The sequence below is a fragment of the Pseudomonas sp. ES3-33 genome (assembly GCF_000952175.1).
Taxonomy (GTDB): domain Bacteria; phylum Pseudomonadota; class Gammaproteobacteria; order Pseudomonadales; family Pseudomonadaceae; genus Aquipseudomonas; species Aquipseudomonas gregormendelii.
Genome location: NZ_JZRI01000082.1, coordinates 1 through 14,315, shown reverse-complemented (window position 1 = coordinate 14,315; position 14,315 = coordinate 1). Strand labels below are relative to the sequence as shown.

Below are 14,315 nucleotides of genomic sequence, written 5' to 3'. Positions count from 1 at the left end.
TGATGACAATAAGTGAGCGAGCGTTTCTGATATGGCATTACTGAATGAACACGAACAGCGCAAGGTCGCCGAAGCGATCGCGCGGGTGGAGCGCGAGACCGACGCCGAACTGGTCACCGTGCTCGCCGCTCGTGCGGACGACTATGCCTACATTCCACTGCTGTGGGCCAGCCTGCTGGCCCTGGTGGTGCCGGGTGTCGTGCATTACCTGACCGGCTGGCTGACCCTGCACAGCCTGCTGCTGGTGCAATGGGGGAGCTTTATCGTGTTGTGCCTGCTGTTCCGCATCCCGCGCATCACTACCCACCTCATCCCTCGGTCGGTGCGGCATTGGCGTGCATCGAACCTGGCGCGCCGACAGTTCCTGGAACAGAACCTGCACCATACGGTGGGCAGCACCGGGATGCTGATTTTTGTCTGCGAAGCCGAGCGTTATGTGGAAATCCTGGTGGATGAAGGGATCTCCAGTCGCCTGGATAACAAGACCTGGGACGCGATTGTCTCGACCTTTACCCACCAGGTGAAACAGGGTCAGACCTTGCAGGGGTTCGTGACCTGCGTCGAGGCCTGTGGAGAGTTGCTGAAGGTGCATGTGCCGGTTACCCATGCCAGGAACGAGTTGCCCAACCGTCTGGTGGTATTGGGTTAGGTTTCAGGACCTGTGGCAAATAACCCCGTGCCCAAAGCGGCCATCCCCCTTAAAATAGCGGCATTCCCTGTTTGCTCCGCCTGAGGCTGTTTCTGCCATGTCCATTGTTGCCCCCCCCGCCAGCCTCGCGCCGGATCACCACGCGCAGTTCATCGACTTGCTGCGTTCAAGCCTGGAGCAGCATGCGTTTATCAAGTTGGTACTGGCCAAGTACGTCGGTGACGAGCCGGATTTGCAGCGCGTGATCATCAAGCAGCTGACGGTAAAGGATCAGCCGTGCCTGTCTTTTGTCTACCGTTACAAGACCCGCGATATCACCAGGAACCTGGCGCTGGGCGAGGGCGTGGCCAGCATTGGCGCTTTGCTGCCAGCCTCATTCAAGAATGCCCACTTGCTGTCGGTGACTGACGAAGCCCAGCTCGAATACAGTAAAAAGGGCAAGAGTTCGCTGTTCAAAAGTAAACCCCAGCAACTGCGCGAAGTGCCGTCCGCCGAGCACAACCGCGAGAAGAATCGTTTTCTGGACCTCAGCCGGCCGTTCCTTGCCGACCTCGGCGTGACCAACGGGAAACACGAACTCATCCCGGCGATGTCGCGTAAGTGGAAGCAGATCAACAAGTTCATCGAGGTGTTCAGCCACGCCCTCACCACCTCGCCACTTGCGCTGGACAAGCCGGTTCGGGTCGCCGATTTTGGCTCAGGCAAGGGCTACCTGACGTTCGCGATTCACGATTACCTGCGCAACACGCTGCACGCCGAGGGCGAAGTGACTGGAGTCGAGCTGCGCGAAGACATGGTGACCCTGTGCAATGCCGCTGCTGCCAAGCTCGAGCATCCGGGGCTGGTGTTCAAATGCGGTGACGTGCGCAGCGTGGCGCCGAGCGAACTGGAGGTGATGATCGCCTTGCATGCGTGTGACATTGCCACTGACTACGCGATCCATACCGGCATTCGGTCGGGCGCCTCGATCATCATGTGTTCGCCGTGCTGCCACAAACAGATCCGCCTGCAGATTCAGAGCCCGGCTTTACTCAAGCCGATGTTGCAATACGGCCTGCATCTGGGGCAGCAGGCGGAAATGGTCACCGACAGCCTGCGTGCGCTGTTCCTGGAAGCCTGCGGTTATGAAACCAAGGTGTTCGAGTTCATCTCGCTGGACCACACCAACAAAAACAAGATGATCCTGGCAGTCAAGCGCGCCGAGCCCGTGGACCCGGCGCAGTTGCTGGTAAAGATCCAGGAGCTGAAGGACTTCTACCGTATCAGCGAGCACTGCCTGGAAACCTTGCTGCGGGCTGATGGTTACCTCTGAAGGGTGACCATGCCTGTAGGAGCAAAGCTTGCTCGCGATAGCGATAGCGATGGCGATCTCGATATCGTGAGCAAGCGTTGCGCCTGCTCCGGGCGGCGAGGCCTCATGAGGTCGCGATGCGGGCAGGTTTGACCGCAGTCTTGCGTCCCAGCATGACCGTCACAATCACCCCGCCAGCAAACACCCAGGTGATCGGCTCAACGTGTTCGCCGAAGAACAACGCAGAAAAGGCAATGGTGAAAAAGATCTGCAGCAACTGGATCTGACTGACCCGGGCGATTCCGCCCATGGCCAGCCCGGCGTACCAGGCGAAAAAACCGATGAACTGCGAAAACAGTGAAACGTAGCCGAAAGCCCACCAGGTCCTGGCGGAGATCTCGCCCTGATGTTGCAGCGCCAGGTAAAGTACTGGTCCGATCAACAGCGGCGTCGACAGCACCAGCGCCCAGCAGATCACTTGCCAGCCGCCCATTTCCTTGGCCAGCCGGCCTCCCTCCGCATACCCCAGGCCGCCCACGGCAATCGCACCCAACATCAGCAAGTCACCGGCCTGGATGCTACCCGCGCCGCTGATCAATGCATAACCGAGCACCAGCGCGCTGCCCAGCGCCGCGCAGGCCCAGAAGGCTTTTGACGGCCGCTCGTGGGACAACCAGGCGGCGTACAGCGCCACGCACAAGGGTTGCAGCCCGTTCACCAGCGCCCCGTGGGATGCCGGCAACGTTTGCATCGCCCAGGCCGAAAGCACCGGAAATCCCAGAATCACCCCGGCGATTACCAGCGTCAGGCCTTTGATCTGTTTCCAGGTGGGCCATTTCTCTCGCTGCCACAGCAGAAGCAGCGCCGCCGGTACTGCCGCAAACAGGGCTCGCCCCAGGCCGTTGAGCAAGGGATGGATTTCCTGCACGACGATCCGTGTGAAGGGCAGGGTGAGGCTGAAGATCACTACGCCTAGCAGGCCGAGGGCCATGCCGGTGTTTTCGCGCGAGGACATGATGGGGACCAGGATCAGGGATGATGGAGCGTGGCTTCATCTAGCCACAATCCACCGCGCCTGGACGGTTACAGATAGGCACAGAGTTGGGTGTACAGTTCGGGTAATCCCCGAACGTAGGAGTTGCCGAAGGCTGCGATCTCTTGATCTCGATCTTGCGTCCCCTCCGACACCGCCAAAAGATCGCAGGCTACGCCAGCTCCTACGCCGTCCGCATACAACCGCAGCCGCAGCCGCAGCTACAGCCCGAACCAACCCATCCCAACGCCATGCCGTAGTAGCAGGTTATTACCCACCCCTACAGATAAAGACTACCTTCAATACTCCCCTGTACCCCCAAGGAGTTCCCCTCATGGCTGCCAAGAAAATTCTGCTGCTGGTCGGCGATTACGTCGAAGATTACGAAGTGATGGTGCCGTTCCAGGCATTACTCATGGTCGGTCACACGGTGCATGCGGTGTGCCCGGACAAGAGCGCCGGCCAGACCGTGCGCACGGCGATTCATGACTTCGAAGGCGACCAGACCTACAGTGAAAAACCCGGCCACCTGTTCGCCCTGAACTTCGACTTCGCCCAGGTCAAGGCACAGGACTACGACGCGCTGGTCATTCCCGGCGGCCGCGCTCCTGAATATCTGCGCCTCAATGAACAGGTCCTGGATCTGGTGAGAGCGTTTGACCAGGCCGGCAAGCCGATCGCTGCCGTGTGCCACGGTGCGCAACTGCTGGCCGCCGCCGGGGTGCTTGAAGGCCGCGAGTGCAGCGCCTACCCGGCCTGTGCTCCGGAGGTGCGCCTTGCCGGAGGTACGTTCATCGATATCCCGGTGACGCAGGGCCACGTTCAAGGCAATCTGGCCACTGCGCCCGCCTGGCCGGCGCACCCGAGCTGGCTCGCGGGTTTTCTCGGATTGCTGGGCACCCAAATCACGCTGTAACGAGGGATATTGCGATGTGCGAGCTCTACGTCAAAGCCGATCCGATCCTCTACGAATCGCGCTCCCGCTCGCTACGCATTTGCGGGGTGGTGACCACGCTGCGCCTGGAAAACCAGTTCTGGGACATCCTGGGCGAAATCGCCGAAGTCGACGGCATGACCACCAACCAGTTGATCGCCAAGCTGTATGAAGAGGTGATGGACTACCGCGGCGAGGTGGTGAATTTTGCTTCGTTTCTAAGGGTGAGTTGCACGCGGTATCTGAGTCAGCGGCGGGGGCAGGCGCCGGAGTTATCGGTGGTGCGCGCGGCGGTGAAGTAGCGTTAACCGCGTCGCCGCCATCGCGGACAGGCGACAAAAAACCTCGGCTGGTCTTTACTCTGAAGCGCGAAACCTCTCAATTGCCCAGGAGCACCAGCATGTCCGGATGGTACGAAGTGAGCAAAAGCAGCAGTGGCCAGTACAGATTTGTCCTGAAGGCCGCGAATGCCGAAACCATTCTGACCAGCGAGTTGTACACCACCCGCGCCGCTGCCGACAAAGGCATTGCGGCAGTGCAGAGCAACAGCCCGCTGGAAGAACGCTACGAAAGGAAGACCACCAAAGACGGCCATCCTTACTTCAATCTAAAGGCCGGCAATCACGAGGTCATTGGCAGCAGCGAATCCTACGCCAACGCTTCGGCACTGGAAAAAGGCATCACCAGCGTCAAGGCCAATGGCCCGAGCACGGTGATCAAGGACAAGACTCTGCCGGTGCTCTGATCACCCTCCCTCAAGCCTGACACACATCCCCCGGTGGGAGTGAGCCTACTCGCGATGGCGTCGGCCGCCCCAGCGCTATACCTCCACCGGTACGGTGAGCTTGGGGCTGCCCAACGCATGCGTCTTGGCATCAAAAAACCGCAACGCTGACCCCGTCCCCTCGAACACCTTCGCGTAATGCCGCTTCTGGTGCTGGATAAACGCCTTGCTGCGCGGATAAATCGAAATCGCCACCACCTTGGGTTGCGCCTGGCGCAGCGCCTGGATGATGTGGTTGTCCTGCTCGCCCAACGCATGCCCGAAAATGCACAAACCCTCGCCATGCCCCAGTAGCTGGTCATAGCAGAACGACAGATAGTCCGAGCTGCGGATGGTCCTGAGCTTGTCCTGGGACTGTCCCTCATTCACGAACAGTGGCACGTCGTCCAGGGTCTTGATCGTGTTGTTGATGGCAAAGCTGCCCAGCAACGTGCCCTCGGTCGTCATCAGTTTGCGCGCCGTGCCGTCCTGGTTGCGCACCAGGTGCAGGCCGCCGTGCAGGTACAGCAAGCGGGTTTTGCCCGTGGCCGCGGCACTCAGGTCAAAGCGTGGCTCGGTGCCCTGGAACAGGTCGCTGATCGCATCTGGCTGGTGCTGGATCGCCCAGTGGTTGAGCAGATCATAGTTGGTGGTGAACACCGTCCGGTATCGGCCCAGCTCCTGACTGATGGCAGCCAGTGTGGCAGGCACGATCAGGCGCCAGGGAATATGCACCGCATGCACAGTGTTGATCAGCGCTTCCTTGATCGCATAGTAGCGATTGCGCGGGGCGGCGGAGCTCACTGCCAGGGCCTTGTTCACCCGGCTGGTGGTTTTCAGCGCGCTGAGGACCTGTTCGAAACTGCGGGTCTGCAACGCGTCAAATACGCTCAGCTCGGATTGGCTCAAGGGTTTTTCTTCAACCGTGCGGGCGTTTTCAAACAGCGAGTCATAGCCAAAATCATCCCACACGGCGCGACTGGCGCCATTGCCCACCAGCAGGCCATCAAGCGAGGCGGTGGCGCGCAAGGCATTCCAGTCTTCAAGTTGGGCATCAACATCCTGGAAATCGGTCATTGCGGTGAGAGTCTCGAAGCAAAAGGTCTGATGGGCGGTGACTTTATCACGACCCGACGTTGAGCCAGATCAAGTTAGCGCATCGCCGATGGGTCGATCCTGTGGGTACCCGCTGGGTCGGTATCACCGGTTCGGCTCCTGTCAGGAGATTCGCTCATGAGCAGCACTTTTTTTATCCCCGCCGTGAACATCATGGGCATCGGCTGCCTTGACGAAGCCATGGTTGCCATTGGCAAGTACGGGTTTCGCAAGGCCCTGATCGTCACCGATACCGGGCTGGCCAAGGCCGGCGTCGCCGGCATGATCGCCGGGAAGCTGGCGCTGCTGGACATCGAATCGGTGATCTTTGACGGCGCCAGGCCGAACCCGAGCATCGCCAACGTCGAACTGGGCCTTGGTCTGCTCAAGGAAAGCCGGTGTGATTTCGTGGTGTCGCTGGGCGGCGGTTCGCCCCATGACTGCGCCAAGGGCATCGCCCTGTGCGCCACCAACGGCGGGCAGATCCGCGACTATGAAGGCGTTGATCAATCCAGCCAGCCGCAACTGCCGCTGATCGCCATCAACACCACTGCCGGCACCGCCAGCGAGATGACCCGCTTCTGCATCATCACCGACGAATCCCGTCACGTGAAAATGGCCATCGTCGACCGCAACGTTACACCGCTGCTGTCGGTCAACGACCCGGCGCTGATGGTCGCGATGCCCAAGAGCCTCACGGCAGCCACCGGCATGGACGCATTGACCCACGCCATCGAAGCCTACGTGTCGACCGCTGCCAACCCGATCACCGATGCCTGCGCGCTCAAAGCCGTCACCCTGATCAGCAACAACCTGCGTCTGGCCGTACGCGACGGCAGCGACCTGGCGGCCCGGGAAAACATGGCGTACGCGCAGTTCCTCGCGGGCATGGCGTTCAACAATGCGTCCTTGGGATTCGTCCACGCCATGGCCCACCAGTTGGGCGGTTTTTACGACCTGCCCCATGGCGTCTGCAATGCCGTACTGCTGCCTCACGTGCAGAGCTTCAACGCGCTGGTCTGCGCCGACCGCCTGACCGATGTGGCCCACGCCATGGGCGCCGATATCCGCGGCTTCAGTCCGGAGGAGGGCGCCCAGGCCGCCATCGCCGCGATCCGCACCCTGGCGCGTGACGTCGAGATCCCCGCCGGCCTGCGCGACCTGGGTGCCAAACTCAGCGACATCCCGATCCTGGCTACCAACGCCCTCAAAGACGCCTGCGGCCTGACCAACCCGCGCCCAGCGGATCAGCGCCAGATCGAGGAGATTTTCCGCAGCGCGTTTTAAGTTGTTTTTCGGGCGGGTGCAGGGGCTCGCAGAGCCCCTGCACGTTGTTGGGGGCAGAGCTTGCTCGCGATGACGGGCTGGTGCTCAAAACTTTTATCGGCTGATTGACCACTATCGCGAGCAAGCTTGACTCCCACAGGAGAGCGTATCGACGAAGAATACATTGGCTGCCCCAAGACCTGAGATAGACTGGCGTGCAGTCACCCCGTCGTTCAAAGGATTTACCGATGACCCCATCGTTGCTCATGGCCGTTCTCGCCTCGGGTTTTATCTACGGCATTACACCGGGGCCCGGTGTGTTGGCGGTGTTTGGCATCGGTGCAGCGCGAGGGCGGCGGGCCGGGGCAGGTTTTTTGTGTGGGCATTTGCTCGGGGATGTGGTCTGGTGCAGTACAGCACTGATCGCCATAGTGGGTGCGCGGGAGATCGGCAGCACCGCGTTCGACGTGCTGGGCGTGCTCAGCGGGCTGTATCTGTTCTGGCTCGGATGGCGCGCAGTGCGTGCCAGGCGTGGCAGTGGCGAGGCGCCCCAAGGCGCGGCGCGGCAGCCGTTGTGGCACGGCATTATGTTCGGACTGACCAATCCCAAGGCGTATCCGGTGGCGGTTGCAACATTCACCGCGCTGTTGTCCAGCCGGGCAGAGTTGCTCAACTGGTCGATGCTGCCCTGGTTGATCGTGCTGAGTTTTCTCGGCGGCCTGGTAGCCTACGCTATCCTCATTGGCATCGTCGGTACGCGTCAGGTGCGGACCTTGTACCAACGCCATGAGTTATTGATCACCCGGTTGTGTGGCGTGATGTTTATCGGTTTCGCCATCAATGCCCTGGCGCATGCATTGCCCGGGCTGGTGACTGACAGGACTTGAGGCGAATCGCCGGAGCATCATGGCAAGCAGAAATTCCGCGCCCCTGGCGAGTTACATCGATTTGCTGCTGGACGCGGTTTGCGCCGTCGACAAGCAAGGCACCTTCGTGTTCATCAGTGCGGCCTGCGAACAGGTATTTGGCTATACCGCCGACGAGCTGATCGGTCAGCGGATGATCGACCTGGTACATCCCGCCGATCGGCAGCGCACGCTCGACGCCGCCCGGGAAATCATGGGCGGCGAGCCCAAACTCAACTTCGAAAATCGCTACGTGCGCAAGGATGGCCGCGTCGTGCACCTTCTCTGGTCGGCGCGCTGGTCTGAAGTCGATCAGCTGCGCATCGCCGTGGCCCGAGACATCACCGGGCGCAAGCAGGCCGAGTCCCGACAAGCCGCGCTGTACGCGATTTCCGAGGCCGCCCACGCGGCTGAAGATTTGCTGGCATTGTTCAAGCGCATCCACTCGATCATTGGTGAATGGCTGCCGGCGCTGAATTTCACCGTGGCCCTGTGCGACGAGCATGGCGCACCGTTGCAGTTTCCTTATCACGTCGACGAAGCAGGGTGTTCGCCCGATCTGCCGGGAGCGGTGACCGAGCGTCTGTGCACTGAGGTCATTCGAAGCGGCCAGCCGCTGTTGCTGACACCCGGGCAACACACTGCGGCGGCAGGCTTTGAAGCGCTGGTGTCGAGCCAGGATTCGCCGTGCTGGCTGGGTGTGCCGCTGAGCTCGCAGAACGGCACCATCGGCGCCGTACTGGTCAAAAGCGGCCCGGACGGCCTGCGTTATACCGAACAGGACCAGGAACTGCTGCATTTCGTCTGCGCCCAGGTCGCAACAGCAATTGAACGCAAGCAACTGCACGCGCGTTTGCATCACATGGCTCGGCATGACGCCCTGACCCAGTTGCCCAACCGCACCCTGTTACGCGAGCGCCTGAAAACCGCGCTGACAGCGGCGCATCTCAATGAAGGCCGAATGGCCTTGCTGTATGTCGATCTGGATCGCTTCAAGGAAGTCAACGATACCCACGGTCACGCCATTGGTGATCTGCTGTTACAGGCGGTCGCCCATCGACTCAAGAGTTGCGTAACCGGTTCGGACACAGTGGCCCGTATGGGCGGAGACGAGTTCGTCGTGCTGCTGCACCGTATCGATGCCGGGCAAGACCCCGAGCGGGTGGCGGCTAATATACGCCAGGTGCTCGCTCAGCCCCTTCGCCTTGACGGACATGGTATGAGCATCCAGACCAGCATCGGCATCGCGCGTTACCCCGAGCATGGCAGCGAAGAGTCGCAGCTGCTGCGCCATGCTGACGAAGCGATGTACGGCGCCAAGCGTAGAGATCGCCGTCGCCTGGATGTCTGAGCCTGATCGCTCTGTATTGGCCACCGTTCGTCGCACTGGCGTCAGCTTTACTAAACCTTTCAAGCTCTTGAACTTCCTATGTGATGCGGGCTGCTGTCTGCCGCAGTCATCACCCAGAGGCGGGAGCGAAAGCTCGCGCTTGAATTCTTCAAGAGGAGGGCGCGACCATGAGCCGGATGGCCACCCGTTTACGCACTATCAGTTTTGCCACGTTACTGGGGTTGTTTGCCACCCATGCCTTCGCCCAGTCACCCGCCGAATTCATCAACGATGCGTCGGCCAAAGGCATGGCCGACATCGAAGCCAGCCGCCTGGCGCATCAGAAAACCGAATCCAAGGAGGTCAAGGACTACACCATCGTGGTGATCAACGACCGCACCACCGCTAACCAGCATCTGGCCAAGATAGCCAAGCAGCTGGACTTGCCGGTGGCGCCACGGGAAGTGGTGGTGGATAAAGCCAAGGCCCTGATGCCCGAGGTGCAGGACGGCGCTTCGTTCGACCAGGCCTATGCGGCCAGTCAGGTGAAAACCACTGAAGAAGCCATCCAGCAACTGCAGCAACAGGCGCAGTCCACGCAGGTGCCGAAAATCAAGGCGTTTGCCGAAGAGACTTTGCCCAAGTTGCAGAATCACTTACAGATGGCCAGGGCCCTGCAAGCCAGTCGATAGCTTCCAGTAACGCAAAACGGCGCCCATCACAGGCGCCGTTTTTTTTGCTCAGCATTCGTTCAGGTCTTGTTTGCGCTTGTTCGCCGCAGCCAGCCCTTCGAGGGCGTGGACGTCTTTTTCGCCCATGGCCCGATAGTGTTTGCGCAAGGCTTCCAGCTGTTTCAGGTCGAGCAATTCGAGGCCCAACATGGCGTTTTGCGCTTCCTTGTTGACCCGCAGCAACTCGTCGATTTTCAGGTGGAGAATGTCGGTGTCGCGGTTTTGCGTGTTCTGGATCAGGAACACCATGAGGAAGGTGATAATCGTGGTGGACGTATTGATGACCAGCTGCCAGGTATCGTTGTAGCCAAATATCGGACCGCTCAAGCCCCAGAGGAATATCAGGATCAAGGCCGCCATGAACGTCTTGGGGCTGCCGGCCCACAGAGCGAGCTTCTGCGAGATCTTTGCGAATTTCATTGCCGGATTCCTTATTGGGGTGCACTTGAATTTGTGACAGCACCGGCACATGGAAAATTCTGCTTACATTTTACTCGAGTCAAAAAAAGCCACGCTCGACGTTGATCGCGGTGACAGTCGCAACCTTTGCCCGCTCTGGAGAGTCACTAGTTAAACCCCATTAGAGTTGGAGCCCCCCCATGAACATCCTGCGCACTCTTTGCCTTTCCTGCTGCCTGTTCGCCCTGCAAGGCTGCTTCGATAATTCCGATAACGAAACCCGGGACAACACTGATGGCACCAAGTCTTCGGTGCAGATGCAGGACAAGGAGGCAGCGGACAAATAGGTCCGTGCTATTTTTGTGGGTGCGAATTTGCCGTGAAGCTTGTGCCTGGCCGTTTCGCACCTACAGGAGAACGCAATGAGTTGGTCTGCCAGACAATACGTCGCTTTTGAAAATGAGCGCACGCGTCCCGCCCGCGACCTGCTGGCCGCGCTACCGCCAGGGGATGTGCATTCGGCCATCGATATCGGCTGCGGTCCGGGCAACTCCACGGAGCTGTTGGTGGAGCGCTATCCCCACGCCACATTGCGCGGGCTGGACAGTTCCAGCGACATGATCGAAGCCGCACGCAAGCGCTTGCCTCAAGTGCGGTTCGATGTTTCCGACATCGATCAGTGGAGCGAGACGGGTCCGTTCGATGTGATTTTCGCCAATGCAGTGTTGCAGTGGTTGCCTGATCACGCCTCATTGTTGCCCGCGTTGGTGGACAAACTGGCGCCGGGCGGCAGCCTGGCGGTGCAGATGCCCGACACGCTCAACCAGCCATCGCACCGCTTGATGCGAGAGGTGGCTGCGACGGGGCCGTGGGCAAAAAAACTGGCCGGGGCTGCCGCGCAACGCACCGAGGTCGCCAGCGCCAGCGATTATTACGCCGTGCTGCGCCCGCACTGTTCACGGGTCGACGTCTGGCTCACCACCTATCATCACCCATTGGCTGCGGGGCCTTCGGGGGTCGTCGAATGGTTCAAGGGCAGTGGTTTGCGTCCGTTTCTCGAGCCTCTGAATGAGAAAGAGCGCGATGCTTTTCTCCAGGAGTATCTGGCGGGCGTTGAGCAGGCTTATCCGGCGCTGGAAGATGGATCAGTACTGCTGCCGTTTCCGCGGTTGTTTATTGTCGCGACCCGGTAGTGCGCCAGGTTCTCCGGACCTGAATCCACTGGGATCAAATCTGGATCTGAATCTTGTTGCAGCAAATCTGGAGCTGAATCTTGTGGGAGCAAAGCTTGCTCGCGATTGCGTAGTGTCAGTCGACATCAATGGTGGCTGTCAGTGCGCAATCGCGAGCAAGCTTTGCTCCTACAGGGGGAGTCGTGATTCGGCGCGCTCGTCAGCGCTCCACCGCCACCAGCATCATCATCGGTCTCTCTCGTTCTTCCGCGAGCGCCGGCAGCGCCACCACATCGGCGTCGCTCGGGCCCCATTCATTGACGTGGCTGATGCTGAATCCCGCTGCGATCAGCGTGTTCAGCAACGTGCCGACGGTTCGATGCTGCTTGATCACGCCATCGGCCAGCCAGTTAGTGACCCGTTCGCCTTCGCGTTGATAACTGTCCACCGGCCAGCGCTTGTGGCCCTCGCTGTCCGTCAGCCAGCCGGGGTTGCGCGGCGCCATGAAGATCGGGTGTTCAATCGAGAAGACGAAACGCGAGCCGGGTTTCAGCGCTGCGTGAATCGTGGCGAATAGCGCTGGCAGATCCTTGATGTAGTGCAGCGCCAGCGAGCTGTAGGCCAGGTCGAATTGCGCGGCTGGCAGGTCGAGGTGTTCCAGGTCGGCGCGGGCGTATTGCACGGTGGCGCCGCTGGTGGTCTGACGGGCCCGTTCGAGCATTTTTTCCGAGACGTCGAGCCCCAGCACACGGGCTGCGCCTTGTTCACTGGCCCAGCGGCAGAACCAACCATAACCGCACCCCAGGTCCACCACCTTCAGGTCTTTTAGGGGGGGCAGCAGTGCTTTGAGGGCAGGCCACTCCGGTGCGGCATCCAGGCCACCGACCGAGCGGCCCAACTGGCTGTAGGCCTGGAAAAATTCGAGATCGTCGTAAATGTTTTGAGTCATGTTCGAGCTGCTCTGTCGCGTTAGTGAGCACGGGCGGCTGGTGCATCCGTCGGCGAGATGGCAATATGCTACATCTGCTGGCGCAGACCCTTTCAATCAGGGTTTTACGCCTGTATTTCTGACAAGGATCAGTTGGATGTCTGCCGTACCCGTGGTTTGCAATGCCTTCCGTTTACTCCGCCACCCTACGTTAAACGCTCTGTTTCCGAACAGCGCGGCGCAGTCATTTCGCCTGAAAAAAATTCCGTCCCCCCAGTGAACCTGAAAGAAAGGGAGCTTCACCGTGCGTAAAAAGTTTGTCGTCGCCGTCCTCGCAGTGTCCATCGCCGCCGCCTCCGGTTGTGCGCAATTGGGCATTAACAAGCAGCAGGCTGGTACTGCAGTTGGCATGGTAGCCGGCGCAGTCGTTGGCTCCTTTATCGGCAACGGCAATGGCAAGGTTGTCGCTGTCCTGCTGACCAGCGCCATCGGCGGTTTCATCGGCAACAAGATCGGTTCGATGCTCGACGACCAGGACAAGCAGGCCCTGGCATTGCGTACCCAGGAAGCCTTGAGCCTGCCGGCCAATGATTCGGCTAAAGCGGTGTCCTGGACATCCGGCCATTCCGGCGCGACCGCGCAGATCGTGCAGGGCAAGGAGTACACCGAGACCAAGACGGTTGAAGTAAAGCGCGCGCCAAAGATCGCCGCAGTTCCGTCGATGAAACTCATCAACGAGCAATACCTGACCAAGAGCAGTTCCAACGTGCGGGCCGCGCCCAACAAGACGGCAGAGAAGGTCGGCGGGCTCAAGGCGGGTACCGAGTTCACTGCAGTGGGTTCTACCGGTGACTGGATTCTGGTCGGGCGCAAGGGCGTGACCGTGGGCTACATCAGCAAAGGTCTGGTCTCGCCCAAATCTGCAGCCGTGGTACGCAGCGTGAAACCGGCGGCCAATCTCGACGAGATGGACGTGGCCGCCGACACCGAGACCAAGGCCTTCGATCTTGACGCTATTGCTGCCCTGCCGACCCAGCAGGTCGCCGCAGAAACTGCCTGCCGGCCGGTCACCGTCAGCCTCAAGGCGGCAGACGGCAAGAGCGAGCAGGAACAGAACACGTTCTGCAAACAAGCCAACGGCACCTGGGAACTCATTTAAGGATCTCCATGAAAAACCGCGCACTCGCACTCGCTGTGATGAGTGCTTGCGGCCTCGCGCCGCAAGCATTTGCACACGAGATTGCCTTCTCGAAAACCGAGCAGATCCACGTTGTCGTCAACGGCGAAGCCACCACCTGGTGCCAGCCGGAAATCGCCATCACCATGCAGCGTCCCACTTGGGATGATCAGAAGCCATTGAATGGGCTATTGAGCAAGTTGCCTTTCATTCTCGGCCAGGAGTGTCCCCAGGCTAAAGTCAGCTGGAAAGCGGTCGATGCCAAGGGCGTGGTTTACGCCTCTGGCGCGGGCAATGCGAGCAATCTGGGCATAGCGACGCTGGCGGTTGCGCCTGCTCCGGTGGTTGCGGCTGTTGCTGCACCGGCGGCTCCTGCTGCTGCCGCTCCCGCTGCCGTTCCCGCTCCTGCCGCGGCGCCTGCACCAGCGCCGGTCACACCCGCGCCTGCTGCGGTTTCACCGGTCGTTGAAGCGCCAGTGGTGGCTGCACCACCAGCGCCAGCCGTAGCACCTGTTGCGCCGGCCCCTGTTGCCCCGGCTGCAGTGGTTGTTGTACCAGCCCCTGTTCCTGTTGCTACTCCTATTGCTGCTCCAGCTCCAGCTCCAGCTCCAGCTCCAGCCCCGGCTGAACCTGTCGCTGTTG

16 protein-coding genes and 1 pseudogene are annotated in these 14,315 nt (G+C 60.4%); 13 read left to right on the top strand and 4 right to left on the bottom strand.

Annotated elements, in window-relative coordinates; all coding sequences use genetic code 11:
- Window positions 1-31 precede the first annotated feature (31 nt).
- Both UB23_RS15945 and UB23_RS15940 read left to right on the top strand, forming a co-directional pair.
- Complete coding sequence (locus UB23_RS15945) at window positions 32-649, top strand: TPM domain-containing protein (protein WP_045060262.1); 618 nt, start codon at window positions 32-34, stop codon at window positions 647-649.
- Between the two features lie 97 nt (window positions 650-746).
- Window positions 747-1,961, top strand: coding sequence for a class I SAM-dependent methyltransferase (locus UB23_RS15940; RefSeq protein ID WP_045060261.1), 1,215 nt, complete (start codon window positions 747-749; stop codon window positions 1,959-1,961).
- Window positions 1,962-2,064: 103 nt separating this feature from the next.
- On the opposite strand, the gene UB23_RS15935 is transcribed toward UB23_RS15940, so the two are convergent.
- Complete coding sequence (locus UB23_RS15935; protein WP_045060260.1) at window positions 2,065-2,955, bottom strand: DMT family transporter; 891 nt, start codon at window positions 2,953-2,955, stop codon at window positions 2,065-2,067.
- 352 nt (window positions 2,956-3,307) lie between these two features.
- Between UB23_RS15935 and UB23_RS15930 the strand changes: the two genes are divergently transcribed.
- The 3 genes from UB23_RS15930 (at window position 3,308) to UB23_RS15920 (ending at window position 4,652) form a co-directional block, all read left to right on the top strand.
- On the top strand, window positions 3,308-3,889 hold the full coding sequence (locus UB23_RS15930; protein WP_045060259.1) for a DJ-1/PfpI family protein: 582 nt from the start codon (window positions 3,308-3,310) through the stop codon (window positions 3,887-3,889).
- Window positions 3,890-3,903: 14 nt separating this feature from the next.
- A complete protein-coding gene (locus UB23_RS15925; protein ID WP_045060258.1) occupies window positions 3,904-4,209 on the top strand; it encodes a ribbon-helix-helix domain-containing protein in 306 nt (101 codons plus the stop codon).
- A 98-nt stretch (window positions 4,210-4,307) separates the two neighbouring features.
- Window positions 4,308-4,652 (top strand): YegP family protein, encoded by a 345-nt coding sequence (locus UB23_RS15920; RefSeq protein ID WP_045060257.1) that lies wholly within the window; start codon window positions 4,308-4,310, stop codon window positions 4,650-4,652.
- A gap of 75 nt (window positions 4,653-4,727) precedes the next feature.
- Here the strand turns inward: UB23_RS15920 and UB23_RS15915 are convergent, their stop codons facing one another.
- The gene (locus UB23_RS15915) at window positions 4,728-5,747 is read right to left on the bottom strand and encodes a DUF4917 family protein (protein ID WP_045060256.1); all 1,020 of its coding nucleotides are present in this window, start codon (window positions 5,745-5,747) and stop codon (window positions 4,728-4,730) included.
- Window positions 5,748-5,903: 156 nt separating this feature from the next.
- On the opposite strand from UB23_RS15915, the gene yiaY reads away from it, so the two are divergent.
- From yiaY to UB23_RS15895, 4 genes are all read left to right on the top strand, one after another.
- Window positions 5,904-7,052, top strand: coding sequence for an L-threonine dehydrogenase (yiaY, locus tag UB23_RS15910; protein ID WP_045060255.1), 1,149 nt, complete (start codon window positions 5,904-5,906; stop codon window positions 7,050-7,052).
- 227 nt (window positions 7,053-7,279) lie between these two features.
- Entirely contained in the window at window positions 7,280-7,918 is a 639-nt protein-coding gene (locus UB23_RS15905; RefSeq protein ID WP_045060254.1) for a LysE family translocator, read from the top strand.
- Window positions 7,919-7,937: 19 nt separating this feature from the next.
- The gene (locus UB23_RS15900; RefSeq protein ID WP_045060253.1) at window positions 7,938-9,287 is read left to right on the top strand and encodes a sensor domain-containing protein; all 1,350 of its coding nucleotides are present in this window, start codon (window positions 7,938-7,940) and stop codon (window positions 9,285-9,287) included.
- 167 nt (window positions 9,288-9,454) lie between these two features.
- Window positions 9,455-9,958 (top strand): DUF4142 domain-containing protein, encoded by a 504-nt coding sequence (locus UB23_RS15895; protein ID WP_045060252.1) that lies wholly within the window; start codon window positions 9,455-9,457, stop codon window positions 9,956-9,958.
- A 48-nt stretch (window positions 9,959-10,006) separates the two neighbouring features.
- On the opposite strand, the gene UB23_RS15890 is transcribed toward UB23_RS15895, so the two are convergent.
- Window positions 10,007-10,417: a low affinity iron permease family protein gene (locus tag UB23_RS15890; RefSeq protein WP_045060251.1), complete on the bottom strand. Its 411-nt coding sequence runs from the start codon at window positions 10,415-10,417 to the stop codon at window positions 10,007-10,009.
- A gap of 179 nt (window positions 10,418-10,596) precedes the next feature.
- On the opposite strand from UB23_RS15890, the gene UB23_RS29935 reads away from it, so the two are divergent.
- Both UB23_RS29935 and tam read left to right on the top strand, forming a co-directional pair.
- Entirely contained in the window at window positions 10,597-10,743 is a 147-nt protein-coding gene (locus UB23_RS29935) for a hypothetical protein (RefSeq protein WP_163019358.1), read from the top strand.
- Window positions 10,744-10,818: 75 nt separating this feature from the next.
- On the top strand, window positions 10,819-11,589 hold the full coding sequence (gene tam, locus UB23_RS15885) for a trans-aconitate 2-methyltransferase (protein ID WP_045060250.1): 771 nt from the start codon (window positions 10,819-10,821) through the stop codon (window positions 11,587-11,589).
- A 199-nt stretch (window positions 11,590-11,788) separates the two neighbouring features.
- On the opposite strand, the gene UB23_RS15880 is transcribed toward tam, so the two are convergent.
- Complete coding sequence (locus tag UB23_RS15880) at window positions 11,789-12,517, bottom strand: class I SAM-dependent methyltransferase (RefSeq protein ID WP_045060249.1); 729 nt, start codon at window positions 12,515-12,517, stop codon at window positions 11,789-11,791.
- A gap of 283 nt (window positions 12,518-12,800) precedes the next feature.
- On the opposite strand from UB23_RS15880, the gene UB23_RS15875 reads away from it, so the two are divergent.
- Both UB23_RS15875 and UB23_RS29430 read left to right on the top strand, forming a co-directional pair.
- Window positions 12,801-13,655 carry an SH3 domain-containing protein gene (locus UB23_RS15875; RefSeq protein ID WP_045060248.1) on the top strand — a complete coding sequence of 285 codons (855 nt, stop codon included), beginning with the start codon at window positions 12,801-12,803 and terminating at the stop codon, window positions 13,653-13,655.
- 8 nt (window positions 13,656-13,663) lie between these two features.
- A pseudogene (locus UB23_RS29430) lies at window positions 13,664-14,315 on the top strand (hypothetical protein); the annotation flags it as partial.

Excerpts from the sequence above, each read along its gene's own strand:
- tam (WP_045060250.1), top strand. The coding sequence starts at position 10,819 with ATGAGTTGGTCTGCCAGACAATACGTCGCTTTTGAAAATGAGCGCACG.
- UB23_RS15920 (WP_045060257.1), top strand. The coding sequence starts at position 4,308 with ATGTCCGGATGGTACGAAGTGAGCAAAAGCAGCAGTGGCCAGTACAGA.
- UB23_RS15890 (WP_045060251.1), bottom strand. The coding sequence starts at position 10,417 with ATGAAATTCGCAAAGATCTCGCAGAAGCTCGCTCTGTGGGCCGGCAGC.
- UB23_RS15940 (WP_045060261.1), top strand. The coding sequence starts at position 747 with ATGTCCATTGTTGCCCCCCCCGCCAGCCTCGCGCCGGATCACCACGCG.
- yiaY (WP_045060255.1), top strand. The coding sequence starts at position 5,904 with ATGAGCAGCACTTTTTTTATCCCCGCCGTGAACATCATGGGCATCGGC.
- UB23_RS15900 (WP_045060253.1), top strand. The coding sequence starts at position 7,938 with ATGGCAAGCAGAAATTCCGCGCCCCTGGCGAGTTACATCGATTTGCTG.
- UB23_RS15925 (WP_045060258.1), top strand. The coding sequence starts at position 3,904 with ATGTGCGAGCTCTACGTCAAAGCCGATCCGATCCTCTACGAATCGCGC.
- UB23_RS29935 (WP_163019358.1), top strand. The coding sequence starts at position 10,597 with ATGAACATCCTGCGCACTCTTTGCCTTTCCTGCTGCCTGTTCGCCCTG.
- UB23_RS15880 (WP_045060249.1), bottom strand. The coding sequence starts at position 12,517 with ATGACTCAAAACATTTACGACGATCTCGAATTTTTCCAGGCCTACAGC.
- UB23_RS15905 (WP_045060254.1), top strand. The coding sequence starts at position 7,280 with ATGACCCCATCGTTGCTCATGGCCGTTCTCGCCTCGGGTTTTATCTAC.
- UB23_RS15930 (WP_045060259.1), top strand. The coding sequence starts at position 3,308 with ATGGCTGCCAAGAAAATTCTGCTGCTGGTCGGCGATTACGTCGAAGAT.
- UB23_RS15945 (WP_045060262.1), top strand. The coding sequence starts at position 32 with ATGGCATTACTGAATGAACACGAACAGCGCAAGGTCGCCGAAGCGATC.
- UB23_RS15895 (WP_045060252.1), top strand. The coding sequence starts at position 9,455 with ATGAGCCGGATGGCCACCCGTTTACGCACTATCAGTTTTGCCACGTTA.
- UB23_RS15915 (WP_045060256.1), bottom strand. The coding sequence starts at position 5,747 with ATGACCGATTTCCAGGATGTTGATGCCCAACTTGAAGACTGGAATGCC.
- UB23_RS15935 (WP_045060260.1), bottom strand. The coding sequence starts at position 2,955 with ATGTCCTCGCGCGAAAACACCGGCATGGCCCTCGGCCTGCTAGGCGTA.